This window comes from Streptomyces sp. NPDC002276, from assembly GCF_053891435.1.
In genome coordinates this window covers 108,289-132,281 of the sequence record NZ_JBSFCQ010000005.1, presented here as the reverse complement: position 1 = coordinate 132,281, position 23,993 = coordinate 108,289, and the positions used below count along the sequence as shown (strand labels likewise).

Sequence of the window (23,993 nt, the reverse complement as noted above, 5' to 3'; positions counted from 1 at the left end):
CCCGCCCTCCGCGAAACCCGGTGGTCGGATCGGACGCCCGCGCCGCGGCGCCCCGAGCATCTCCCGTGTCCCGTGACGCTCCCCGCGGATAGGGTGGACGGTGATCGACGGGGACGGGCTGGGTGAGGGCGGCGGACGGCGTGGCTGGTGCCGAGGAGAGCAGGAGCACGGGCACCGGGCGCCCGACGTCACGGGACGTCGCCCGGCTCGCCGGTGTGTCGCACACCGCGGTGTCCTTCGTGTTCAACGGCCGGGCCGACGGCAACCTCTCCCCCGCCACCCAGGAACGCATCCGCCAGGCCGCGGCCCAACTGGACTACCGCCCCGACCCGGTGGCCCGCGGTCTGCGCCGTCGCCGTACGGCCGTGATCGGGCTGGTCACCGATGAGATCGCGTCCTCGCCGTTCGCGGGCCGGTTGCTGCGCGGTGCCATGGAGACCGCGTGGGACAGCGACCATCTCGTCCTCACCGTCGACTCCGGCGGTGACCCGGCGAAGGAGGACGCGGCCGTCGCGGAACTGCTCGACCGGCGCGTGGACGGCATCATCTACGCGGCCATGTCACTGCGCCGGGTCCGCGTGCCCGAGGGCCTGCACCGTACCCACTCCGTGCTGGCCAACTGCCTGCCCGAGGACGACTCCCTGCCCGCCGTGGTCCCCGCCGAGCGCGCCGGTGGCCGTACCGCGGCCCGGCTGCTGCTCGGCGCGGGCCACCGTCGGCTCGCCGTGATCGGCGGTCTGGACGACATCGCCTCGGTGGAACGGACCCGCGGCTTCCGCGACGCGCTGCGCGCGGAGGGCGTCACCGTGCCCAAGGAGTGGATCGTGCGCACCGGCGGGGAGATCTCCGCAGGCTACGCGGGTGCGCTACGGCTGTTCGACGGCGTCGAGCCGGGCCGCCGCCCCACTGGCGTCCTCTGCTACAACGACCGGGTCGCGGCGGGCGTCCTGCACGCCGCGACCCGGCTCGGGATCGACGTGCCCGCCGATCTGTCCGTGGTCGGGTACGACGACCAGGAGCACATGGCCGCGTTCCTCACCCCGCCCCTCACCTCGGTCGCCCTGCCGCACCGGGCGATGGGCGAGACGGCGGCCCGACTGCTCCTGGACGCCATCGAAGCGGGCCGCACACCACCGACGACCGTCCGCCGACTGACGTGCCCTGTGGTCAGCCGCGCTTCCGTGGGCCCGACACCCAGCCGATGACCTGGCCGATCCCCCGACCCGCACGTACCCAACCGCGCTTCCGCGGGTCCAGCGCCTCCCAACGACCCGCACACCGCTAACCAAACGCGCCCCCACAGGTCCAGCACCTCCCAACGCCCCAGACACCCGACCCGCGCCCCCGCAGGCCCGACACCTCCCGACGCCCGGACATCGAACCCGCGCCTGCCCAACCTCGCCTCCACGGGCCCGACGCCCAGTCGGTACCCCGCACACCCAGCCCGCGCCCAACCAACCGCACCTCCGCAGGCCCGACGCCCAGTCGGTACCCCGCACACCCAGCCCGCGCCCAACCAACCGCACCTCCGCAGGCCCGACGCCCAGTCGGTACCACGGACACCCAGCCCGCGCCCGCCCAACCGCGCCCCCACAGGTCCAGCGCCTCCCGACCGACCCAGACACCCGACCGGCGCCCGCCCAACCGCGACTCAGCGGACCCGGCACCTCCCAACGACCCGCGCACCCAGCCCGCGCCTGCCGAACCAGCCCGCACAGGCCCGGCACACCCGACGCCCCGCACAGCCAATCCACGCCTAACCAAACGCGCCCCCCACAGGTCCAGCGCCTCCCAACGCCCCCGACGCCCGACCTGCGCCCAACCAACCGCGCCTCCGCAAGCCCGACACCTCCCAACGCCCCAGACACCCAACCCGCGCCCGCCCAACCGCGCCTCCGCGAGCCCAACGCCCATTCGGTACCCCGGACACCCAGCCCGCGCCCAACCAACCACGCCCCCCCACAGGCCCGGCGCCCAGTCGGTGCCCCGGGCGCCCGTTCCGGGTGTGGCCTGCACTCTGGTCCGCCGCGACTCCGTGGGGCAGGCCGCCCGTCTGGTGATCTGGGCTGAGCGGGCGTTCCGCGCCTGCACTGCCCTGCCCCCGTCGTCAGCCGCACCTCCGTAGGTCCGGCGCTCCCCGATGAACCAGGCACCCGGCACCCGGCACCCGGCCTCCGCCTCCCCTGCCTCCGCCTGCCCTACCCCGTCGTCAGGCGTGCCTCCCTGAGGCGGGCGCCCACCCCGTGACCCGCGCACCCAGCCCGTCGACGACCAGCTCGGCGATGTCGTCGGGGCGGCGGTAGACGCGCTCGGTGACCATCGCCCGGTCCGCGACGAAGAGTTCGAGGAGTGAGCCGTCGACGAGGAGGCGCAGCGCGAGTTCCGGTCCCTTCGGCACGTGCACGGTGATCGGGGTGGAGCCTTCCCTGCCGGTGCGAGGCCAGGCGGTGCGGTCGAGGACGACGGTCCCGGAGGCGGGGTTTGCGCGGACGGTCAACTCCCGCCCCGCCGCGTCCCGGAGGAGGCTCACCGTGGTTGGTCCACACGCGGTGACCGTCAGGTCGTAGGTGTGGGGAAGCGGGACCCGCCCCTGCGGCCCGGTGACGAACGGCTCGGCCGGGCGCAGCAGTTCGAGTTCCGGGGCCGGGGTCACACGTAGTGAACCGTCGGGGTGGACGTCGACCACCCGGGGTGCCGTGAGTACGCCCGCCCATCCGGCCCGGCGCACCTCCTCCTGCGGGCGGGCCTCCCACGACCAGCCCCACAGCAGTGCCCGGTCCGGCTCCTGGAGCACGGCGGGAGCGTAGAAGTCCCGCCCCTGGTCGAGTCGACCGCCGGCGCGCGGCACCAACCTCAACGCGCCCTGTCCATCAGACTCCAGACGGCCCGTCAGATACCCCGTGGAGCAAGGATCCCCGTCCCACAGCGACACCAGAAGTACGTGCTCTCCACCCGCCGTCCGGTACAGGTGCGGGCACTCCCAGCCCACCGACTTGTCGCCGAACACACCTGCGGCCACTGGGTCGTTGCCGTCCAGCAGCACTCCGGCGAACCGCCAGTCGGTCAGGTCGTCGCAGTCGTAGAGCAGGACCGACGGCGTGCCGTCGGCGTGCCCGGCGCCGACGAGGGCCCAGCGCCTGTCCGAGTGGTGGAAAACGAACGGGTCGCGGAACATCACCACATCCAGGCCCGGTGGCGGGCCCGCCACCACCGGTGTCGGCAGCGGTTTCCACTCGGTCAGCCGGTCGTCGTCCGGGGCTGCTGCCCGGGCCAGGCAGATGGTGCCGAGTCCGGTGTGGGCGTGGTCAACTCCCGTGTATACGGCGGTCGGTGTGCCCGCGTCGTCGGTCACGCAGCCCGACCAGCAGCCGGCCTCGTCGGGGCCGCCGGGCGTCGGGGTGAGCGCGATCGGGTGGTGCTCCCAGTGCGCGAGGTCGGTGCTGGAGGCGTGACCCCAGTGGACGTTCGCGTGCACCGGTGCGTCGGGGTTGTGCTGGTAGAAGAGGTGGTAGCGGTCCCGCCAACGGAACGGCCCATTGGGGTCGTTGATCCAGCCGGCGGGCGGACGGACCCTGAAACGCGGCGCGTTGGGGTCATGGCTCAACGGTTGACTCCTGCCGAGGTGATGCCCTCACGCAGAGGGCGCTGGCCGACGACGAACACGGCGAGGGCGGGGAGCATGGAGAGGACGACACCGGCGAGGACGACGGAGATCGAGCCGGTGCCGAGGTTGCCCTGGAGGGAGACCAGGCCCAGCGGAAGCGTGTAGTTCTGGCTGGAGGTCTCCAGGATCAGCGGGCGGAAGAACTCGTTCCAGTGGTAGTTGAAGGCCAGCACGCCGACGATCGCCAGGCCGGGCGCGGCCAGCGGCGCGTACACCGAGCGGAAGATCCGCCAGGGCCCGGCGCCGTCCAGCATGGCCGCCTCGCCCAGGTCCTTCGGCATACCGAGGAAGTACTGGCGCATCAGGAACGTGCCGAAGGCCGTCGGGAAGGCCGGGAGGATCAGGCCGAGAAGTGTGTCGGTGAGGCCCATCGACTTCAGCACCAGGAACACCGGCACGATGGTGACCTGCAACGGCACCATCATGGTCGCCAGGACCAGGCCGAAGAGCGGCCTCTTGAAACGGAACTCCAGGCGCGCGAAGGCGTATCCGGCCAGGCCCGCCGTGATCATCTGGCCTACGGCGACCAGTGCCGTCACGAGCGTGGAGTTCAGGGCGAGCAGCCACACGTCGATCTGGTCGAAGACCCCGCGGTAGGCCGCGGTCGTCGGGTGCGTCGGGACGATCTGCGGGGGCAGGTCGAAGGACTGGGCCGGAGTGCGCAGCGAGGTGGAGACGGTCCAGATGACCGGGCCCAGCGTCAACAGGGCACACACGGTCAGTGCGGCGATCCGGGCCCAGGGCGCGAGTGAATGACGTACGCGGCTCAGGGTCGGGGTCGGGGTCGTTTTCAGGGTCGGGGTTGCTTGGCTGACAGCGCTCATGCGGCTCACCGGCTCACTGGTAGTGGACGAAACGCCGGCTGAGCCGGAACTGGAGGGCGGTGACCGCCATGATCAGCGCGAAGAGCAGCGTGCCGACCGCGGACGCCTCGCCGAAGTCGAGCTGCTCGAAGGCCCGTTCGTAGATCACCATCACCACGGTGCGGGTGGCGTCACCGGGGCCGCCGTCGGTGAGGACGTAGGGCTGCTCGAAGACCTGGAGGGCGTTGATGATGCCGACCACCGACGCGACGAGCAGCGTCGGCGACAGCAGCGGCAGCGTGACGCCGAGGTGCTTGCGCAGGCCGGTCGCGCCGTCGAGGGCGGCGGCCTCGTGGATCTCCTTGGGGATGTTGTTCAGACCGCCGACGAACAGCAGGAACGAGAAACCGAACTGCTGCCAGACGTAGACCAGGACCACCGTGGCCATCGCCGCGTGCTCCGAGGTCAGCCAGGGCACGGGCGCGATGCCGACCAGGCCGATCAGCCAGTTCACCACCCCGAAGTCCTGGTTGAACAGGTACTTCATCACCACCGAGATGGACGCGGCGGACAGTACCAGCGGGAAGAAGAACGCCGAACGGAACAGCGACCGCAGCCACACCGGCATCCGCGCGTTCAGCGCGAGCGCCAGCGACAGCGCGATCAGCAGTTGCAGCGCGACCGCGAGAACCATGAAGACGAGCGTGTTGCGGAAGGAGACCAGGACGGTCGAATCCGTGAAGGTGGTGCGGTAGTTGGCGCCGCCCGCGAAACGGGGCGGGTCGATCACGTTCCAGTGGAACAGGCTCAGCACGACGGACCCGATGATCGGCACGACCGTGAAGACGACGATCCCGACGACCGTGGGCGCCAGGAACAGCCCGGCCAGCAGCCGGGAGCCGCGGTCGCGGACGGACGGCCGTACGGCGACGGCAGTTGGTGGTGTGGCGGGCCGCGAACGTACGCCCGGCGCCTCGGAGTTGGGGACCTGAGTGTTCGTCATATCTCACGCTCCATGGCCTGCTCCAGGTCGCCCTGCATCCGGCGCAGCGCGGGACCCACCGCACGCGGCGAGGCGAGCGCGGTGCCGGTGTACTTGAGCAGGACGTCGGTCACCTCGGCGACCTGCGGCGGCGCGGGGATCGGGCCGGTGTCGGGGAACTTGTCGAGGGTGTCGTAGAAGACCTGCCAGTGGGCCGGGCCGCTCTCGGCGTAGCGTGCGGCGTTCAGCATCGAACGGCGGGCCGGGGTGGTCTGGTTGCTCTGGAACAGCCGGGTCATGGTGTCCTTGCGGGCCGCGTACTTGATGAACTCCCAGGCGGCTTCCTGCTTTTTCGAGGTGCGCAGCAGCGCGTAGCCCGCCGCGCCGAACTGGTGGCGCTGGGTGCGCCAGCGGGGGAAGTACTGCACGTCGTAGTCGGCGGCCCGCATGCCGGCCTGGTGCAGACCGCCCGCCCAGAAGCCGCCCGCCGGGGTGACACCGACGCGGCCGGTGGAGAACACGCCGACCAGATTGCTGCCGTTGCCGCCCTCGGGCCGGGTGCACAGGTCCTCCTGGACGAGGGAGGCGAGATAGTCGTACGCCTCCTCGACACGGTCGGCGGTGGCCTGCGGGGTGCTCCAGCGGAAGCCTCCGCCGCGCCCCCGCCGGTCGGCGGCCGGGTAGAAGGCGTCCCACAGCCAGGAACCGCCGGGCGCCTTCGACTCCTTCAGCAGGTTCGTGCCGTTCGCGAAGAGCCACGGGACTACGCCGCCCCACAGCCGGTTGGTCCAGAAGTACGGCGTGAAGTGCGCGTCGCCGACGCGCTTCATCTCCCGCAGCAGCGCGGTGAAGTCGTCGCGGGTCCAGTCGGCGGCCGGGAACCCGGCGCCCGCCCTCTTCAGCACCTGCTTGTTGAGGTAGATGTCGGCGGCGTTGAACTCCATCGGGAGTTGGTAGAGGTGCCCCTCGTACATCATCGACTCGACCAGCGAGGGGTGGACGTCGGCGAAGTACTCACGCAGTTCCACCGCGTCCCGTCGCACCCAGCGGTCCAGGGGTACGCCGAGCTTCTGGGCGAACAACTGCACGCCCTCGGTGGCCACATACACCAGGTCGGGGGCGGTGCCCGCGGCGATCTGCGTGAGGATCTTCGCGAAGAAGTCCGACCAGTCGACGGCCTGCACCGCGTTCACCCGCAGCGGGATGTCGGGGTGGAGGCGGTGGAAGCCCTTGGTGAGGGCGTCGACGGTGGCCGGGTCGAAGGCGGAGCCGAGGGTGGCGACGACCAGGGAGCCGTCGTCGCGGCCGGGGATGTCGGCTCCCGTGAGCCGGTCCCAGCTCGCGGCGGTCCCGGCCAGGGCGGCTGCCCCGGCCCCGTACGCGCCGTACCGCAACAGCGTGCGGCGGGGGATGTGCGAGTCAGTCATCAACGGGCCTAACTCGTGTTAGTTCAGGGGTGATGCCCAGATGATGGGAACTGGGCGGCGGGCCTGTCAAGGGTCGGGAAGGCTTGACCTTTAACGAGTTAGGTCTACAGTCCTCGTTCACATGAGCCGCACGAGAGGAACCATGTGCCATGCCCGGAACATCGGGGATTTCCAGGAGATCGGTGTTCGCCGGATCGGCGGCGGGAGCCGCCGCCGCGCTGCTGTCCAGCGGAACGGCCACGGCCGAGAGCGGGGCCAAGTCGGCCGCGTGCGGGGCGAGTTACCGTGCCGCGTACCACTTCACGGTCCCCGACCAGTGGAAGAACGACCCGCAGCGGCCCGTCTGGATCGACGGCGAGTACCGCTACTACTACCTCTACAACGCCGACTACTTCACCGGCGCCGTCGGCACCGCGTGGCGCCTGGCCACCACCAGTGACCTGGTCTCCTTCACCGACCGCGGGGTCGCGGTCCCCAAGGACACCACGCCCAACGGCGACCTCTGGTCGGGTTCGGCGGTGGTCGACACGGGCAACACGGCCGGATTCGGCGCGGGCGCGGTCGTCGTCATCGTCACCATGTCCCCCGGCGGCGGCACCGACCAGCAGGAGCAGTTCCTGTACTACTCGACCGACGGCGGCCTCACCTTCACCGACTACGGGACCGACCCCGTCCTGCCCAACCCCGGCGTCGCCGACTTCCGCGACCCCAAGGTGATCCGCGACGAGGACCGGGGCCGCTGGGTGATGGCCCTCGCCGAGAACGACAAGGTCGGCTTCTACCACTCCGACGACCTCAAGTCCTGGACGTACGTGGGCGGTTTCGTCCACGACGGCATCGGCGTCCTGGAGTGCCCGGACCTGTTCCGCATCACCGCGGCCGACGGCACCGTGAAGTGGGTGCTCGGTGTGAGCGCCAACGGGAAGGGCTCGGGGCTGCCCAACACGTACGCCTACTGGACGGGTTCCTTCGACGGCAGCGCGTTCACCGCTGACACGAGTGACCCGCAGTGGCTCGACCACGGCTGGGACTGGTACGGCGCCGTCACGTTCGAGAAGCGGGACGCGAGCGGCGCGGTGGACGCGGCCGCCCGGTACGCGATCGGCTGGGTGAACAACTGGGACTACGCCAACACCACCCCCACCATCGACTGCGACGGCTTCAACGGCACGGACTCAGTCGTCCGCGAGGTCACCCTGAAGAAGGCGTCCGACAACATCTACTACCTCGCCTGCCGGCCTGTCACCGGCCTCGACTCGTATGTCTCCCGCACGGTGAACCTGGGCGACGTGACCGTGGACGGCACGAAGGTGCTCGACTACACCGGCATCTCCTACGAGGTGACGACCGAGCTGACCTGGTCCCAACTCACCGGCGCCGGGCTCCAGTTGAGGCGCTCGCCCGACGGCGGGCGGCACATCGACGCCGGGATCTACGCCGACTACGCCTTCCTCAACCGACGCGACACGGTGAACGCGGACACGTCCGGCAAGTGGCAGGAGAGCCACACTCCGTTCGACCCGTCCGCCGGCACGGTGAAACTGCGCATCCTGGTGGACCGTACGTCGGTGGAGATGTTCGTCGACGACGGCCGCTATGTGCACACCAGCCAGGTGTTCCCGTATCTGCTGGACACCCGGCTCGCGCTGTTCACGATCGGGGGCAGCGCGGTGTTCCGGAACACGGTGATACGCGAGTTCTCGGTGTGAGGCCGGTTGGGCGCCTCGCCCTCGCGGGTGGCTCCCGCCTCGTCGGCACGAAGGGGGCTCAGTCGATGCAGAACTCGTTGCCCTCGATGTCCAGCATCGGGATGCAGGCGTCATTGCCGTCGTACAACGTCCGCACGTGTACCGCGCCGAGCGGCTCCAGCCGAGCGCGTTCCGCCTCAAGTGCGGCGAGGCGCTCTTCACCCACGAGGCCGGTGCCGACCCGTACATCGAGGTGCACCCGGTTCTTCACGGCCTTCCCCTCGGGGACGCGCTGGAAGAACAGTCGCGGGCCGACCCCTGAGGGATCCACACAGGCGAACCATGAATCCTGCCGCTCAGGGGGCTGCGAACGCCTGAAGTCGTCCCACGTCGCGAACCCCTCCGGTGGCGGCGGTACGACGTACCCCAACACCTCGCACCAGAAGCGGGCGAGGCGCTCGGGTTCCGCGCAGTCAAAGGTGACTTGGAACTGCTTGATCGATGACATCGGCGCACCGTACCAAGAGGCTCCGTCGCCCCGTTCCGCGCGAACTCCGAGCGCCGCCGACGGTCAGCGGCGGTGCATCGTCCGCAAGGCCTCGACCAGCACCTTCGGGTCGTGTTCGCCCTTGTGGACCGGCGGTGGCCGCCGGTCGAGACCCAGCAGCCCGGCTACGGCGGTCCAGGCGGTGCGTACCGAGTACTCGACGGTGAAGACGACATCGTCCGGCACCTCGGCGTACTGGCCGATGAAGGCCAGGTTGGTGGAACCCTCCGGAACGACCTGCGGGCGGTCGCCGGCGCTGCGGACCAGGAACTGGCTGGTGATGTACGGCATCAGCGCCGGGATCACGATCGAGTGGTCGAGGATCTGCGGGCCCTGCTCGAACCGCAGATGCCGCAGCACCTCGTCCAGGATCTCCCGGCCGGTGCACTCGCGCATCGGCTTGCCGACGAAGTCGCCCTCCTTGTCCGGGAAGAGGCCGTAGCCCCACCACACGAAGGTGTCCTCGGGCTGCTCGCGGAAGTGCGGCTGGTGGTTGAGGACGATGGTCAGCAGCCAGTTGGAGTCCTTGAAGGTGATCAGGCCACCCTTGCCGGCCTCGCTGCCGCTGAACTTCTCCATCAGCTCGAAGAAGGTCGGATCCTTGGTCGTGACCGTGAAGGACGCCCAAGTCGAGTCGGCGATAGAGGAGTTGAACACCGAGGGGGCGCCGAGCCGACCCGGCCGTTTCGCCACGAGTGTCTCCCACAGCCGCCAGGCCCCCGCGTCACCGGAGGTGTCCAGAACGGGTGCGGTGTCGGTCGAGCCGAGTGTGGAGTCGGCGGTCATCGAACCGTTGGTGACCAGCACCAGGTCGCCGGGGGCGAGCACCGTCTCCTCGCCGCGCCCCTCCCTCGTCCAGGTGAGTGCCTCGACGGTGAGTCCGTCACCCTCGGCCAGCCTCAAGTCGGTTACCCGGGTGCCGAGTTGGATGCTCACGCCCTGCCCGGTCAGCCACTTCAGCAGCGGGCGCACGATGGAGTCGTACTGGTTGAAACGGGTCCGGTAGATCCCCGACATGGAGTCGAAGGTCTTGAAGAGGTGGACGAAGCGGTTGAGGTAGCGGCGGAACTCGATCGCGCTGTGCCAGGGCTCGAAGGCGAACGTGGTGCACCACATCCACCAGAAGTCGGTGCGGAAGAAGCCCTCGCCGAAGCAGTCGGTGATGCGCTTGCCGTCGAGCAGCTTCTCCGGGGTGCTCACGCACTTCACCAGTTCCAGCCGGTCGCGCTCGGAGAACCCCATCGAACGCGAGTCGACGACCTTGCCTGCCGCGTCGACGAGCCGGGCGTGGTCGTCCCAGGCGAAGTCCTCGTGGAAGGCGAAGGTGTCCTCGGTCACCGACTTCGACGGGTCGTCCAAGGAGGGGATCGAGCTCAGCAGGTCGTAGGTGCAGTCGAAGTGGACCTCGAACATCCGGCCGCCGCGCATCGTGTACCCGGTCTCGGGCGATCCGGCCGCGTCCAGGCTGCCGCCCTTCCGGTCCTGTTCCTCCAGGATCACGATGTCCGATCCGGCGAACCCGCCCTCGCGGATCAGGAACGCCGCTGCCGCCAAGGACGCGATGCCGCTTCCGACCAGGTATGCCTTCGCCATGAACGCCGAACCTCCTTCGTGCCGCGCCCGCACGCGGCCCGGGCGGTGCGCGGGCGTTTCGCCGCTGTGCGGTCGGCTACTTCAGCGTCGGGCGGCGGCTCGGTCCGTGCAGCAGGGCGGGCCCGAACGAGTGAACGAGACGCGCCGCGCGATGCGGAGGCGTTCGAGGTGACGCAGGGCTCACCGTGCGCGGCTTCGCCCTTTACGTGGCCTTCGACGGCGTCGGAGTTCCTCGCGGGATGCGGTCCCGCGGTGGGGCGCCGCTTCGGCGCCCCACCGTGGGGAAACGTCAGTCCACGTACCACTTGCCGCACAGGGTGGTGCCGTCGAGTTCGGCACAGGCGCGTGCGGCGTAGTTGGCGTTGAAGACGGACTGCGTGCGACTGCCGGTGTAGGGGCCGCACATCTTCCAGCCATCGCTCTTCGCCGACTGGTCGCTGACGATCCCCTTGAAGTTGGGGAACGCGTGGAAGCTGCGGTCGACCCACAGCCGGTCGCCGGCCTTGCGGCCGGACTTGATCTCCGCGCGGCTGTAGCGGTCGAGCGCCGACTCGTTCTGCAACTCGACGCGGCGACCGTTGTAGTTGAACGAGGCTCCGGACTCGACGGCTTTGAAGACGCCGATGACGCCGATGCCGTCGCAGTCGGCCTCGGTGGCCGAGGCCGCCGACGCGGGGACGAAGGCTATGGCGCCGCTGCTGATCAGCACGGCCGAGGCCGCGACCACACGGCCCATACGGTGCTTCTTCACATGGATTCCTTTTCCACTCGGGTGACATAGGCGGGTGGGGAGCGACCGCCACGGCGGCGTTCCGCGTTGCCGACCGGATCGTGCGTCACGAACCTTGTGGAAACCTTGTGAGCCTGCTGTGCCCCCGGGAACTCGACACGCACACAAGGTGTTCGAAGCCGATGCCGGACCGCGGGATGGGGCTCCGCGTCGGGTCAGCCGGCGTCCAGCAGGTCCCTGAGCAGTTGGAGTCGCTCGGCGTCGAGGCTGTCCTCGGCGGCGGTGCAGACCATGAGCGCGGGACCGGGGTTGCCGGGTATCGGGTAGGCGTCCCAGTCCAGGTTGAGTTCGCCGACCCGGGGATGGTTCAGGCGCATCTGGCCGCGGGTGGGTTCCTCCACGTCGTGCAGTGCCCACAGGGCCGCGAACTCGTCGCTGCGGACGGCGAGTTCACCCACCAGCTCGACCGCGCGCGGGTGGCCGGGGTCGGCGGCGACCTGGGTGCGCAGCATCCCGATCAGCTCCGCGACGGTGGCCGCCCGGTTGGGGCAGGTCCGGTCGGCCTCAGGGTGCAGGAACAGTGCCAGGAGGTTCCGTTCCTTCTTCGGTTGTCGCGTGAACTCGCCCAGCAGGGCGCCGCCGAGCGGGTTCCAGGCCAGCACGTCGAGGTGGCGGCCGACGACCAGCGCGGGCGAGGTCATGGTGCGCAGCAGCCGTAGCGTGGTGTCGGGTACCTCTTCCGGCTCGTCCGTACGCGGCGGGCGGGCCGGGGTGCGGGCGGCGGCGGCGAGGCTGTGCAGATGCCGGGTCTCCTCGGCGGAGAAGTTCAGGGCGCGCGCGAGAGCGTCCAGTACCTGCTCGGAGGGCCGGACGTCGCGTCCCTGCTCCATGCGCTGGTAGTAGTCCGAACTCACCCCCGCCAGCAGGGCCAACTCCTCCCGGCGCAGCCCCGCCACGCGCCGCCTCCCGCCGGGCTCCAGCCCAACGTCCTGCGGCCGCAGCCGAGTTCGGCGGGTGCGCAGGAAATCGGCGAGTTCGCGTCGAGGGTCGTCGGTCACGGCGCCAGTATGCCGTGGCCGGAACCGCTGAGGGTGGGTCTGCCAGACCCAGGAAAAGGAGAACGACCGTGATGTCGCGTGGGGAGGCCAGCATCGGACGCACCACATCCGGTCACGGAAGGAACAGCGACATGAAGGCCGTTCAGATCACGAGCTTCGGTACCGCGGACATGCTGCGGATCAACGACGTGGACCGTCCCGCTCCCGGCGCCGGTGAGGTGCAGGTGGCGGTCGAGGCGACCAGCGTGAACGGACACGATGTGATCGTCCGGGGCGGGGAGTTGAAGATGGTGTCGGGGCGCCGCTTCCCGATCGGAGTGGGTCTGGACTTCGCCGGCGTCGTCGCCGCGACCGGCGCCGGTGTCGAGGCCTACCGGGTCGGGGACCGGGTGTGGGGCATGGTGCATCCCCGGCAGCGGCACTCTGTCGCGGGGGCGGCCGAGTACGTCGTGGTCCCCGCGGCCCGCCTCTCGCACGCCCCGGCGGACCTCTCGTCGGTCGAGGCGGCCTCCCTGGTGGTCGCGGGTTCCACCGCGCTGATCGCGCTGCGCGACAGCGTGCGCCTCGCGGACGGGGAACGGGTCCTGGTGCGGGGCGCGGCCGGTGGAGTCGGCACGGCCGCAGTTCAGTTGGCGCACGCGATGGGCGGCCACGTGACCGCGCTGGCCCGCGACCGCCACGCCGAACTCCTCACGGACCTCGGCGCCGACGAGGTGCTGGACTACGGCTCCACCACCTCGGAGCGGATCGGGCCGTTCGATGTCATCGTCGACACCGTCGGCACCGAACTGCACTGCTACCGAAGCCGGTTGGCCAAGGGCGGCCGCATGGTCACCGTCGGACTGTCCCCGTCCGCCATTGCCGCGATCGCCGCCTCCAGCGTGCACGGCTCCCGCCGCATCCGTACCTTCAGCGCCAACCCCGAAACCCCCGTACTGCGCGATGTGGCCGACTTCGTCACGTCGGGCTCGCTGCGCCCGGTGATCGACAGCGTGTACCCGCTCGCGGACATCGCCACCGCGCACCGGGCCTTCGAACGCGGAGGCGTCGTCGGCAAGCACGTGGTGACCGTGCCGCGCGGCTCTCTGTGACCAAGTCCGGCCGTCGAAGTGTGACGCTCGGGTCGGTGTCGCGGCTCGGGCGTCGGCCGTAGCGATGAGGAACTTTTCCTTGAGACCCAACCCGGGTCATCCAGCACCCCGTCGACCGACAGCGGCCGCAACAAGGCGCTGACCGTATCCGCTCCGCCCTCCGGCCCTCGAATCAGCCGGTACCAGCCCAAAAGACCTGGTCAGAGTCCCCGCAGTAAACACCTTGTAGCGTACTACGCGTATAGTTTCGCTGTGAGCAACTACAGTCCAGATACTGAAACGACAGGTTCGCCGTCCGGCGGGGTGCAGTCCGTGGACCGTGCGATCAGCGTGCTGGAGATTCTCGCCCAGCGCGGCGAGGCCGGGGTCAGCGAGGTGGCCGGGGAGATCGACGTGCACAAGTCGACCGCGTTCCGGCTGCTCGGCGCGCTGGAGGCGCGGGGGCTCGTGGAGCAGGCGGGTGAGCGCGGCAAGTACCGGCTCGGCTTCGGGATCGTGCGGCTGGCCGGTGCGGTCACCGGGCGGATCGACATCACCCAGCAGGGCCGCCCGGTCTGCGAGCGTCTCGCCGAGGAGATCGGCGAGACGGTCAACATCGCGGTGATGCAGGAGCAGTACGCGATCAACCTGTACGAGGTCCGCGGCCCCGGCGCCGTCACCGCGCACAACTGGGTCGGTGAACTCACCCCGTTGCACGCCACGTCCAGCGGCAAGGTGCTGCTGGCGCACCTGCCCGCCAAGGAGCGTGCCGCGCTGCTGTCGGAGGCCGGTCTGAAGAAGGTGACCCCGGGGACCATCACCTCGAAGACGAAGCTGGAGAAGAACCTCGCCGAGGCCCGGGAGCGCGGATACGCCTGGACGCTTGAGGAGTTGGAGGTCGGGCTGCACGCCGTGGCCGCTCCGGTGCGCAACCGGGACGGCGAGGTCATCGCCGCGGTGAGCGCCTCGGGACCGGCCTACCGGTTCACCGAGGAGCGGCTGCACGAGCTCGCCCCGATCCTGGTCAAGGGCGCCGAGGAGATCAGCCACCGCATGGGCTACCTGGGCTGAGTCACCCCGGGTTGATGCCCAGGCGCTCGTTCACCCAGTCGTGGAACGCGCCGATGTGGTGCTCGCTGGGCACCAGCACCCCGCCCTTGGCGTACATCCGTGAGCTCATTCCGGGCTGTGTGCGCTCACACGCCTCGAAGTCCTGGCGGTTGACCCGGTCGAAGAGTTCCACGGACCGGCTGACGTCCTTGCCGCTCTCGACGACGTGCGGGAGGTAGAGCCAGTCGCACTCGACGATCGTGCGGTCGACGGCCACCGGGTACATCCGGTGGAAGATCACGTGATCGGGGACGAGGTTGATGAACACCTGCGGCTTGATGGTGATCGCGTAGTAGCGACGGTCCTGGTCCTCGCTCACCCCCGGGATGCGGTCGAGTCCCTCCGAGCCGTCGACCGTGAATCCCTGGACCTCCTCGCCGAACTCCGCGCCGTGGCCGACGTAGTACTGCGCGGCGTAGCCGTCGGCGAACTCCGGGAGTACTTCGGTGAGTTCGGGGTGGATCGTGGCGCAGTGGTAGCACTCCATGAAGTTCTCGATGATGAGCTTCCAGTTGGCCTTCACGTCGTAGACGATGCGCTTGCCCACCGAGAGGTGGTCGACGTCGTAGTGCTCAAGGGACTCCACGTCGCCGAGTCGGGTGACGACCTCGCTGATGACGTCCTCGTCGAACGACGGCGGGTTCTCCGCCAGGTTGACCCACACATAGCCGAGCCATTCGCGGACGGCGACGCTCACCAACCCGAATTCGGTACGGCCGACATCGGGCATCTTCGTCAGGTTCGGCGCCGCGACGAGCTTGCCGTTCAGGTCGTACGTCCAGGCGTGGTACGGGCATTGGAAGGCCCGCTTGACCTCGCCGGTCTCCTCGGTGCAGAGCTTGGCGCCGCGGTGCCGGCAGACGTTGAAGTAGGCGCGTATGGAGTTGTCGCGGGCCCGGGTGATCAGGATGCTCTCGCGGCCCACGTCCACGGTCCGGAAGGCGCCCGGTTTGGCGAGTTCGGAGGAGCGCACGGCGCAGAACCACATCGTCTCGAAGATGCGTTCCTGTTCCTGGGCGAAAACGGCCGGGTCCGTGTAGGAGGAGCCGGGCAGGGTGGCGATCAGGCTGTCCGGCAGGCTGGTCGAGGTCACAGTGCACTCCTCGGAGAACGTCGTGGATCGGTCGGTCACGCGCCGGGACGAACGACTCCGGACGGCGTAGTTACGGTCAACTCACCGTGGCGGCAAGCTGTTTGCGCCACCGCATGAACAGTCGCGGCTGGTCCATCGCGAGCACGGCGACCGGCTGCCCGGCACACCGGTAGACGGCGAGGAAACTGCGGTCGCCCGGGGCGCCCTCCTCGACGGTCACACTGTCGGCACCGGCGGCGTGACCGGCGAACTGGATCTTCACGCCGTACTGGTCCGACCAGAAGTACGGCGGCCGGGGCACCCCCGGCTCCGCCGCCCCCCACGACAGCAGCGCGGCCACCGCCGCGTCGGGCCGCTCCCGCGCCCCGGTCCAGTGCTCGACCCGCCGGTGCGAACCCGCCCGCGGGTCGTACCAGTTGGCACAGTCCCCTACGGCGACGACGCCGGCGAGGCCGGTACGGCCGTCCGCACCGCACTTGACGCCGTTGTCCAGTTCGACGCCGGAGCCTTCGAGCCAGTCGACGCACGGGCGGGCGCCGACACCCACGACGACGGTGTCGGCGGGGACGGTGCGCCCGTCCTCCAGCAGCACCGCGTCGACCCGCGCCTCGCCGCTCAGCCCCTTCACGCCGACACCGCACAACAGCCGTACGCCGTGGGCCTCGTGGAGGGCGGAGACGATGCCGCCCATGGTCTCGCCGAGCGGTCCCGCGAGGGGGGTCGGTGCCGCTTCGATCACCGTCACGTCGAGTCCGAGGGCGTACGCGGTGGAGGCGACCTCGGCGCCGATGAAGCCGCCGCCGATCACCACCAGCCGTCCGCCCAGGGCGAGTTCGTCCCGCAGGGCGCGGGCGTCGTCCAGGGTGCGCAGGGTGTGCACACCCGCCAGGCCGTCGGTGCCCGGCAGGTTCCGCGCCACCGCGCCGGTCGCGAGGACGACACCGTCGGCCCGTACCTCCCGGCCGTCGTCGAGGGTCAACACCCGTTCCGCGCCGTCGACTTGGAGGGCGACGGCACGGGCGCCGAGCAGCCACTCGGCGCGCAGGTCCTCGTCGTCCGACTCCAGCGCGAGATCGGCCTCGCCGAGGGTGCCCGCCAGGAACTCCTTGGACAACGGCGGTCTGTCGTACGGGCGATGGAGTTCGTCGCCGATGACGACGAGCCGTCCGTCGTAGCCCTGTCTGCGCAGCGAGCGTGCCGCGGACAGCCCGGCCAGCGAGGCGCCGACCACGGCCACGGTCCTCACGCGGGTCCGCCGGCGAGCCGGGAGGCGACGCAGGGCGGCAGGTTCGGGGCGTCCGTGGACGGCACGACGTAGATCATGCCGTCCTGGACGAGTACCTCGTGGGTACGCACCGAGCGCTTGGCCGGCGGGGCGTCCACGGCGCCGGTCCGCAGGTCGAACTTCGAGGCGTGCAGCGGGCATTCCACCTCGCAGCCCTCCAACCAGCCGTCGGCGAGCGAGGCGTCCTGGTGAGTGCACGTGTCGTCGATGGCGAAGACCTCGCCGTCGTCGGTGTGGAACACCGAAACCGGCGGATCGATGTCGAGCCGGTAGGCCTCGCCTCGCGGCAGATCCACGAGAAGGCACGCGGGAATCATCATGACACCTCGGTGCGTATAGCGAAACGGATTGCGGTAAGCGCAACGTCAGTTTGAGGGCGCCCCCAAACCCTTGTCAAGGCATCCAGAGGACAGGTGAACCCCGGATCCGACGTTGCCTCTCACGCAACAAGCCTCACGATAAGCAACGCACTCTGCCTCCCCCCAGTGGCTCAGCCCCCGTGGTCCGCGCGCAGACGGGCCTCCCGGCGGGCGTGGGAGCGGCGGCCGGACAGGCGCCAGAGGAGGCGGGCGGGTGCCGGGGCCTTGGTGAGGAGGGTTCGTTGTTCTTCGGGGGTCGCTACGGCCATCAACGCGCTGAAGGCGCGCAGCAGGTGCTTCTTGTCCAGCTTCGCCAGGCTGATCTCGCCGAGTTCCTCCCATTCGGCGACGCTCAGATACTCGGCCGCCAACGGCAGGACGGTGTTCTCCTCCTCGTCCATGTGTGCGGTCAACACCGAGCGCAGTTGGGTGAGTTGGTCCGCGACCTGCTCGGCGAGGGACGGCCGGGGGTCGGCGGCCAGTCCGTCCAGCGCGCGCCTGACCTCCGTGACCAGTTCTTCGAGGCGGTGGTGCTGTTCCTCCATGCGGGCGACCGCCTCGGCGCGCACTCCCGTCCGGGCCGTGAGCAAGGGCCAGAGGTATTCGTCCTCGCTGACGTGGTGGGCTTCCAGGCCCATGAGCAGGAACCGGACCGCGTCGACGACCAGCGCGGCCCGCGCGCTGTCGCCGGGGCGCAGCCCGCGCACCAGGTCCGGCAGTTCCGCGCACGACTGCCGGAACGTGCGGTGCACCACGACCATGTCGTGGACATCCGGTTTCGAGGTGACCGTGTCGGACATGATGCTCCCTAACCCTTGCTCAGCTGCTCGTGGAAACGGTGTGCCAGGTCCGTCAGCTCGTCGGCGCTCCGCGCGGTCTGCTGGAGGTCGACGAGGACCTCGTCGGCGCCCGCCGCGTGGGCGGCGAGCAGGTAGTCCGAGACCTGGACGATCGTTCCGCGGTGCGGAACGGCGTCGTCCGGTGCGGCCTCCGCCGTCACCACGGGGTTCACGCGCACGACGGTGCGCAGGGCGTCGGGGTCACGTCCGGCCGCCTCCGCGATCTGCCGGATCTGGCTGATGACGTAGGCGAGTTGGGGCACCGGCAGGGCGACTCCGGCCCAGCCGTCCGCGCGGCGGCCGATGCGTTCCAGCGTGGTCGGGGTGAAGCCGCCCAGGAGCACCGGCGGGCGGGGACGCTGCGCGGGGAGCGTTTCGAGGTGCGCGCTCGGGATCGTCCACAGCTCCCCCTTGTACTCGGCCGGGGAGCCGGACCAGACGTGTTCCAGGACGTCCAGGATCTCCTCCAGCCGGGCCCCGCGCCCGCGCCACGGCACCCCGATGGCCTCGTACTCGTCGGAGGACCAGCCGAGCCCGAACCCGACGTCGAGCCGTCCCCCGCTCAGGATGTCCACGGACGCCAGCGAGCGGGCCAGCAGGAGCGGGGAGTAGAAGGGGGCGTTGAGCGTGCTGGTGCCGAGGCGCAGCCGTCGGGTGGCGTGGGCCAGGAAGGACAGGGTGACGACGGGGTCCAGGAAGGTACGGTACTCCTCCGGTACCGGGCCGCCGCCGGGATAGGGGTCCTTGGGGTGCGTCGGTACGAGGGCCCGGTCGCCCACCCACAGGCTGTCGAAGCCGATCTCCTCGACGGCGGCGGCGAACCCGGAGAGGGTGGCGGGGTCCGTGAACAATCCGTACTGGGGCGCTCCCAGTCCGATCCTGAGCATGTGTGTCACCTGTTCGAGAAGCTGGTGCGGTCCGTTCTCGATCACCGTGCCGAACGCGGATCGACGTCCGGTCGACGGCGCGTGAAAGCGGGGTCGACCCGGCGGGCGGACAGGCTCAGCGCCCCGCCGCTTCCTTCCGCAGCCGGTCGCTCACCTCGTGCACATGCTCCGCCGCGGAGATGTCGACCTCGGCCCGGTCCGAACTCAGCGCGGTGAACAGGCGGGCCACTTCCTGGGCGAAATAGGCCGGGCTGCTCGGATCGTCCTCCGCGCCACCGACGGCCTCCGACTCGGCGAAGAAGTCGACGGCCTCCGCGCTCCGCCCCTGGTCCACGAGTACGACCGACAGCAGCCGGGTGGACATGAAGAGCGTCAGCGGGTCGTCGCCGTCGCGGGACTGCCGGATCCCCTCGCGCAGATCTGCCTCCGCCGCTGTCAGATCACCGCGGATGAAGCCGAGCCAGGCCCTGATGTGCCGGGTCTGCCACGACAGCGCCGGGTCGTCGCCCAGGTCCGCCGCCGCGACCGCGTGGTCCGTGACGCGTTCCAGCTCCCGCTGATGCGCGGGCCCGGCGAAGAGCCCGCTCGACGCGATCACCGACAGCGCGGCGACGACGATCTGCGAGGCGCCGGGGATGTCGCGCAGCACCCGGGAGAACACCGCGACCAGCAAAGTGTGCTCGGCCAGCAGCCAGCCGCGCGCCTCAGCGGCGTCCGCGAACCGCATTCCCGTCTGCGGCACGGAGAAGAGATGGATGCTGAGCGAACCGGCCTGCTCGGTCGCGCTCATGGCCTGGAGCAGGGTGGCGTGCAGGAACATCGTCAGCCGTACGAGTGCCGCCTCGCGGTCCGCCACGGGGTCCTCGCGGTCGGCGCGACGGGCGGCGAAGGCCCGTACCAGATCGTGGAACCGGTAGCGGTCGGCCGAGTGCGGCTCCAGCAGACCGGCCTCCACCAGATGCTCCAGCTGCTCCTCGGTCTCCGCCTCCGGCTGGTCGAGCAGTACGGCCGCGACCGCGACCGGGAAGTCCGCGGCGTCGAGCAGCGCGCACAGGCGCATCGCCCGGGCCTGCGTGGGGGCGAGGGCCCGGTAGCCGACCTGGAAGGTGGCCTCCACCGATATGCCTCCGGCCCGCAACTCGTCGAGCTGGTGCTCCTCGGCGCGCAGCCGCAGCAACTGCGCACCGAGCCCGCGCCCGGGACGGGCCGCCGCGCGGGCACCGATGATGCGCAGCGCCAACGGCAACTGGCCGCACGCGTGCACCAGTTCCAGCGCGAGGTCCGGGTCGGCGGCGATCTCGGCGTCGCCGGTGAACCGGCCCAGCATCGCCACCGCCTCCTCCTGATCGGGCAGCGGCACCTCGAAACGCGTCGCGCCCGGCGGTACGAGCGAGCGGTGCCGGGTCGTGATCAGCGCGGCGTTGCCGGGTGTGCCCGGGAGCAGCGGGGTCACCTGGGCGGTGTCGGACGCGTTGTCCAGGAGCACCAGGATCCGGCGGTCCGCGGTCAGGGTGCGGTAGGCCCCGGCGCGGGCGGTGGGTGTGGCGGGGATCGCGGCGGCGGGCATGCCGAGCGCGAGCAGGAAGTCGACCAGCACGTCCGCGGGATCGGCGGGTTGGCCGCCGTCGCCCCGCAGATCCACGTAGAGCTGTCCGTCCGGATAGTCGGCGCGGATGCCGTGGGCGAAGCGCAGCGCGAGCGCGGTCTTCCCCACCCCGCCGATACCGCTGAGCACCGCGAGCGCCACGGCCTCCCCGCTGGGCCGCAACGCCAGCCGAAGCCGCTCCCGCAAGCGCTCCCGCCCGACGAAGTCCCCCGGCGCCGGGGGCAGTTGCTGCGGTCGGACTCCGGCCGGGGCCTCGTCGGCCGGTGCGGCCGCGACCCGGCCGGTGTCGGAGGCGGGGCCCGATTCCTCGTTGACCGGACTCGGCTCCGCAGGGGCGGGCTCGGTGCCTGCGAGGATACGGGTCTGCAAGTCGCGCAGTTCCGGTCCCGGGTCCATGCCCAGCTCGGCGACCATGGTGTCGCGGGCGGCGGCGTAGACCGCGAGTGCCTCGGCCGCCCGCCCGGCGCGGTGGAGGGCGCGCATGCGGAGCGCGTACAGGTCCTCCCGCAGGGGGTGGTCGGCGATCAGTGAGAGCAGTTCCGTCGCCACGCGGGCGTGCTCGCCCAGTTCGTCGGCGCAACTCAGCCGCGCCACCTGGGCGTTGAGCCGCAGGTCGGCCAGGCGTCGGCGGTGCCGCTGGGCGTAGGGACCGGGCACCCCGGACAGCGGCTCCCCCGACCAGAGTGCCAGCGCGGCGTCGAACGCGCGCAGGGCGGCGCCGGTCCGGCGCGCGGCCCGCAGTTCCTCGGCGTCACGGACGAGGCGTTCGAAGCGCAGGGCGTCGACGGCGCGCTCCGGGATGTCGAGCCGGTACCCACTGGCCGTGGTCCTCAGCCGGGAACGCTCCTCGCCCAGCGAGAGACGGATGCGGTAGACGTACGTCTGCACCGAGCGCACCGCGTTGCCGGGCGGCTCCTCCCACAGCGCGTCGACGAGGTGGTCGAGGCCGCACTGCCGTCCTTCGCCGAGCAGAAGCCGGACCAGGACCGCGCGTTGCAGCGGACTGCCCAGATCCAGTCGCCGCCCGTCATGGCGAGCGCTCGGCGACCCCAGCAGCCCGAACTCGTATCCCTCCACCACCGCCGTCGCCACCCGCCGGAGTCTAGCGGGCCCCAACGCCCGGGCCTCGTGAGCCGGATTGCGGTTAGGGTTCTGATGACCCGCGAAGGGGACACGAGGGGGGCTCGCGTTGGATCGTCCGGCAGGAGAGGGCCCGGGCCGGTTCGGAGCGCGCGCCGTGATGCCTCCGTCGCTGCGCCCCCGGCTCGCCCTGATCGCGGTCCTCGCCGCGCTGGTGGTCGGCGCGCTCGGGATCCTGTACGCCGGGCACAGCGCGCCCGGTGCGGTGGACAGGTGGATCTTTCCGCCGACGTCGGACAGTGTGGGGCCGCCGTGGCGTCAAGTCGCCCTGGTCCTGGACTTCTTGGGGGAACCCGCGGGATCGGCGATGGTGATCGCGGCCGGTGTGGTGGGCTGTCTGGTGGTTCGGCGTCCCCGTGCGGCGGTGCTCGTCGTGGTGGGCGCCGGTGCGACCGTGGGGACGACCACGCTGCTCAAGCACGTGGTGGGGCGGACCATCCACGGCCCCGGCAATCTGTCCTACCCGAGCGGGCACACCGCCTTCGCCACCGCGCTCGCCCTCATGGCGGCGCTGTTGGCGACGGACCGGCTCGGCCTGGGCAGGACGGCCGGTACGTCACTCGTGCTCGGGGCGGGGCTGGTGGCCGGCGTGATCATGGGCTGGGCCGAGGTCGGTCTCGGCGCGCACTATCCGACCGACGCCCTCGGCGGCTGGTGCACCGCGCTGGCGGTGATCCCGGCGTCCGCGTGGCTGGTCGACCGGACGGCCGACCGCCTGGGCGATCGGCAAGCCGGTCAGCCGATCGACGCCGGCCGACGCACACCCCGCTGACGTCATCTCACGCCAGGCGGCGGAACACCGGCTTCACCGCTCGTCCGGCCAGCCAGGGGTTGGGGTCGGCGGCGTCCAGTGCCTTCCGGTACACGGCACATGCCTGGGCCACCACGTCGACGGTGCGGTCGATGTCCTCGTCGTCGAGGGCGCTGCTGACCACGAAGGACGGGGCGAGCACTCCACCCGCGAGGAGCCGGCGCAGGAACAGGGTGCGGTACTGCTGCGAGGGCTGGAGGTTCTCGTCGAGGGTGGCGAAGACCAGGTTGCTGGCCCGGCCCCGGACGACGACGTGGTCGCCGACGCCCATGGCCTCCGCGGCGTCGCGGACACCGGCGGCCAGCCGCTCGCCGAGGGCGTGCAGTCGCGCGGTGATGCCCTCCTCGACGTAGGTGGTCTGTACGGCCATCGCGGCGGCCAGGGAGTGGGTCTCCGCGCCGTGGGTGGTGGACAGCAGGAACACCCGGTCGCGGGCGCCGGAGTCACGCAGTCCGCCCCGCTCCATCAGGTCGCGGCGCCCGGCCAGCGCGGAGACGGCGAAGCCGTTGCCCAGCGCCTTGCCGAACGTGGAGAGGTCGGGGACCACGCCGTAGAGGCCCTGGGCGCCCGCCTCGGACCAGCGGAAGCCTGTGATCATCTCGTCGAAGATCAGGACGCAGCCGTACCGGTCGGCCAGTTCGCGCAGGCCCGCGAGGTAGCCGGGCGGGGGCTCGGTGTGGGTGGCGGGTTCGAGGATCAGGCAGGCGATCTCGTCCGGGTACCGGGTGAGCATCTCCTCCGTGGCGGCCAGGTCGCCGTAGGGGAAGGACGCGATGAGATCGGTGGTCGTCGACGGGATGCCGGCGGACATCGGGGTGGTGCCGATGAACCAGTCGTCGACGGAGAAAAAGGGGTGGTCGGAGCAGAGGGCCACCCGCGAGCGGCCGGTGGCGGCGCGGGCGAGGCGGACCGCGGCGGTGGTGGCGTCGGAGCCGTTCTTCGCGAACTTCACCATCTCGGCGGTCGGCACGGTGGCGAGGAAGCGTTCGGCGGCCTCGACCTCCACGATGGAGGGCCGGACGAAGTTGCTGCCGCGGCCGAGTTCGCGCCGCACCGCCTCGATCACGCGCGGGTGGGCGTGACCGAGGCTGACCGACCGCAGGCCGGAGCCGTACTCGATGTAGCGATTGCCGTCGACGTCCCACACGTGGGCACCGCTGCCGTGGCTGATGACCGGGGCCAGGTTCTCGGGGTACTGGTCGTCGCCCTTGGCGTAGGTGTGAGCGCCCCCGGGGATCAAGGCGTGCAGCCGCTCGTTGGCTGTCCGCGACAGGGGCAGGTCAAGCACTTCGGTGTCCACG

20 protein-coding genes are annotated in these 23,993 nt (G+C 70.8%); 5 read left to right on the top strand and 15 right to left on the bottom strand.

The features are described from left to right. The first annotated feature begins 140 nt into the window (after positions 1–140). The gene (locus ACWIHT_RS15190) at positions 141–1,205 is read left to right on the top strand and encodes a LacI family DNA-binding transcriptional regulator (protein ID WP_456168223.1); all 1,065 of its coding nucleotides are present in this window, start codon (positions 141–143) and stop codon (positions 1,203–1,205) included. 1,004 nt (positions 1,206–2,209) lie between these two features. On the opposite strand, the gene ACWIHT_RS15185 is transcribed toward ACWIHT_RS15190, so the two are convergent. The 4 genes from ACWIHT_RS15185 to ACWIHT_RS15170 are packed head-to-tail and all read right to left on the bottom strand — an operon-like array spanning position 2,210 to position 6,876. Further along, on the bottom strand, positions 2,210–3,604 hold the full coding sequence (locus ACWIHT_RS15185; RefSeq protein WP_456168221.1) for a glycoside hydrolase family 32 protein: 1,395 nt from the start codon (positions 3,602–3,604) through the stop codon (positions 2,210–2,212). Beyond that, complete coding sequence (locus tag ACWIHT_RS15180) at positions 3,601–4,488, bottom strand: carbohydrate ABC transporter permease (protein WP_456168219.1); 888 nt, start codon at positions 4,486–4,488, stop codon at positions 3,601–3,603. Before ACWIHT_RS15180 ends, ACWIHT_RS15185 begins: the two co-directional genes overlap by 4 nt. A gap of 13 nt (positions 4,489–4,501) precedes the next feature. Continuing rightward, on the bottom strand, positions 4,502–5,470 hold the full coding sequence (locus ACWIHT_RS15175) for a carbohydrate ABC transporter permease (RefSeq protein ID WP_456168217.1): 969 nt from the start codon (positions 5,468–5,470) through the stop codon (positions 4,502–4,504). Beyond that, positions 5,467–6,876: an extracellular solute-binding protein gene (locus ACWIHT_RS15170; RefSeq protein ID WP_456168215.1), complete on the bottom strand. Its 1,410-nt coding sequence runs from the start codon at positions 6,874–6,876 to the stop codon at positions 5,467–5,469. Before ACWIHT_RS15170 ends, ACWIHT_RS15175 begins: the two co-directional genes overlap by 4 nt. A 149-nt stretch (positions 6,877–7,025) precedes the next feature. Here ACWIHT_RS15170 and ACWIHT_RS15165 point away from each other — a divergent pair, with 149 nt between their 5' ends. Beyond that, the gene (locus ACWIHT_RS15165; protein WP_456168213.1) at positions 7,026–8,585 is read left to right on the top strand and encodes a glycoside hydrolase family 32 protein; all 1,560 of its coding nucleotides are present in this window, start codon (positions 7,026–7,028) and stop codon (positions 8,583–8,585) included. A 58-nt stretch (positions 8,586–8,643) separates the two neighbouring features. Here the strand turns inward: ACWIHT_RS15165 and ACWIHT_RS15160 are convergent, their stop codons facing one another. The 4 genes from ACWIHT_RS15160 to ACWIHT_RS15145 all read right to left on the bottom strand — a co-directional run bounded on the left by ACWIHT_RS15160 (position 8,644) and on the right by ACWIHT_RS15145 (position 12,492). After that, positions 8,644–9,072, bottom strand: coding sequence for a VOC family protein (locus tag ACWIHT_RS15160; protein ID WP_456168211.1), 429 nt, complete (start codon positions 9,070–9,072; stop codon positions 8,644–8,646). A 63-nt stretch (positions 9,073–9,135) separates the two neighbouring features. Next, positions 9,136–10,704, bottom strand: coding sequence for an oleate hydratase (locus ACWIHT_RS15155; protein WP_456168209.1), 1,569 nt, complete (start codon positions 10,702–10,704; stop codon positions 9,136–9,138). A 289-nt stretch (positions 10,705–10,993) separates the two neighbouring features. Beyond that, on the bottom strand, positions 10,994–11,455 hold the full coding sequence (locus ACWIHT_RS15150; protein WP_456168207.1) for a hypothetical protein: 462 nt from the start codon (positions 11,453–11,455) through the stop codon (positions 10,994–10,996). A 194-nt stretch (positions 11,456–11,649) separates the two neighbouring features. After that, positions 11,650–12,492 carry a helix-turn-helix transcriptional regulator gene (locus tag ACWIHT_RS15145; RefSeq protein ID WP_456168205.1) on the bottom strand — a complete coding sequence of 281 codons (843 nt, stop codon included), beginning with the start codon at positions 12,490–12,492 and terminating at the stop codon, positions 11,650–11,652. A 131-nt stretch (positions 12,493–12,623) separates the two neighbouring features. Here ACWIHT_RS15145 and ACWIHT_RS15140 point away from each other — a divergent pair, with 131 nt between their 5' ends. Both ACWIHT_RS15140 and ACWIHT_RS15135 read left to right on the top strand, forming a co-directional pair. After that, entirely contained in the window at positions 12,624–13,583 is a 960-nt protein-coding gene (locus tag ACWIHT_RS15140; protein ID WP_456168203.1) for a quinone oxidoreductase family protein, read from the top strand. Between the two features lie 303 nt (positions 13,584–13,886). Beyond that, positions 13,887–14,633 (top strand): IclR family transcriptional regulator, encoded by a 747-nt coding sequence (locus ACWIHT_RS15135; RefSeq protein ID WP_200710473.1) that lies wholly within the window; start codon positions 13,887–13,889, stop codon positions 14,631–14,633. Position 14,634: 1 nt separating this feature from the next. On the opposite strand, the gene ACWIHT_RS15130 is transcribed toward ACWIHT_RS15135, so the two are convergent. The 6 genes from ACWIHT_RS15130 to ACWIHT_RS15105 all read right to left on the bottom strand — a co-directional run bounded on the left by ACWIHT_RS15130 (position 14,635) and on the right by ACWIHT_RS15105 (position 21,833). Next, positions 14,635–15,765, bottom strand: a complete 1,131-nt coding sequence (locus ACWIHT_RS15130) for an aromatic ring-hydroxylating oxygenase subunit alpha (protein WP_456168201.1) — start codon at positions 15,763–15,765, stop codon at positions 14,635–14,637. A gap of 76 nt (positions 15,766–15,841) precedes the next feature. Continuing rightward, on the bottom strand, positions 15,842–17,011 hold the full coding sequence (locus ACWIHT_RS15125) for an NAD(P)/FAD-dependent oxidoreductase (RefSeq protein ID WP_456168199.1): 1,170 nt from the start codon (positions 17,009–17,011) through the stop codon (positions 15,842–15,844). Next, on the bottom strand, positions 17,008–17,370 hold the full coding sequence (locus ACWIHT_RS15120; RefSeq protein ID WP_456168197.1) for a bifunctional 3-phenylpropionate/cinnamic acid dioxygenase ferredoxin subunit: 363 nt from the start codon (positions 17,368–17,370) through the stop codon (positions 17,008–17,010). Before ACWIHT_RS15120 ends, ACWIHT_RS15125 begins: the two co-directional genes overlap by 4 nt. Before the next feature lie 170 nt (positions 17,371–17,540). Beyond that, positions 17,541–18,209 carry a hemerythrin domain-containing protein gene (locus tag ACWIHT_RS15115; protein WP_456168195.1) on the bottom strand — a complete coding sequence of 223 codons (669 nt, stop codon included), beginning with the start codon at positions 18,207–18,209 and terminating at the stop codon, positions 17,541–17,543. An 8-nt stretch (positions 18,210–18,217) separates the two neighbouring features. Continuing rightward, a complete protein-coding gene (locus ACWIHT_RS15110) occupies positions 18,218–19,135 on the bottom strand; it encodes an LLM class F420-dependent oxidoreductase (protein ID WP_456168193.1) in 918 nt (305 codons plus the stop codon). Between the two features lie 115 nt (positions 19,136–19,250). Further along, positions 19,251–21,833: a BTAD domain-containing putative transcriptional regulator gene (locus ACWIHT_RS15105; protein ID WP_456168191.1), complete on the bottom strand. Its 2,583-nt coding sequence runs from the start codon at positions 21,831–21,833 to the stop codon at positions 19,251–19,253. Between the two features lie 148 nt (positions 21,834–21,981). Between ACWIHT_RS15105 and ACWIHT_RS15100 the strand changes: the two genes are divergently transcribed. After that, complete coding sequence (locus tag ACWIHT_RS15100; RefSeq protein ID WP_456168835.1) at positions 21,982–22,653, top strand: phosphatase PAP2 family protein; 672 nt, start codon at positions 21,982–21,984, stop codon at positions 22,651–22,653. Between the two features lie 7 nt (positions 22,654–22,660). On the opposite strand, the gene ACWIHT_RS15095 is transcribed toward ACWIHT_RS15100, so the two are convergent. Further along, positions 22,661–23,992, bottom strand: coding sequence for a glutamate-1-semialdehyde 2,1-aminomutase (locus ACWIHT_RS15095; protein ID WP_456168189.1), 1,332 nt, complete (start codon positions 23,990–23,992; stop codon positions 22,661–22,663). Between the last annotated feature and the right edge of the window lies 1 nt (position 23,993).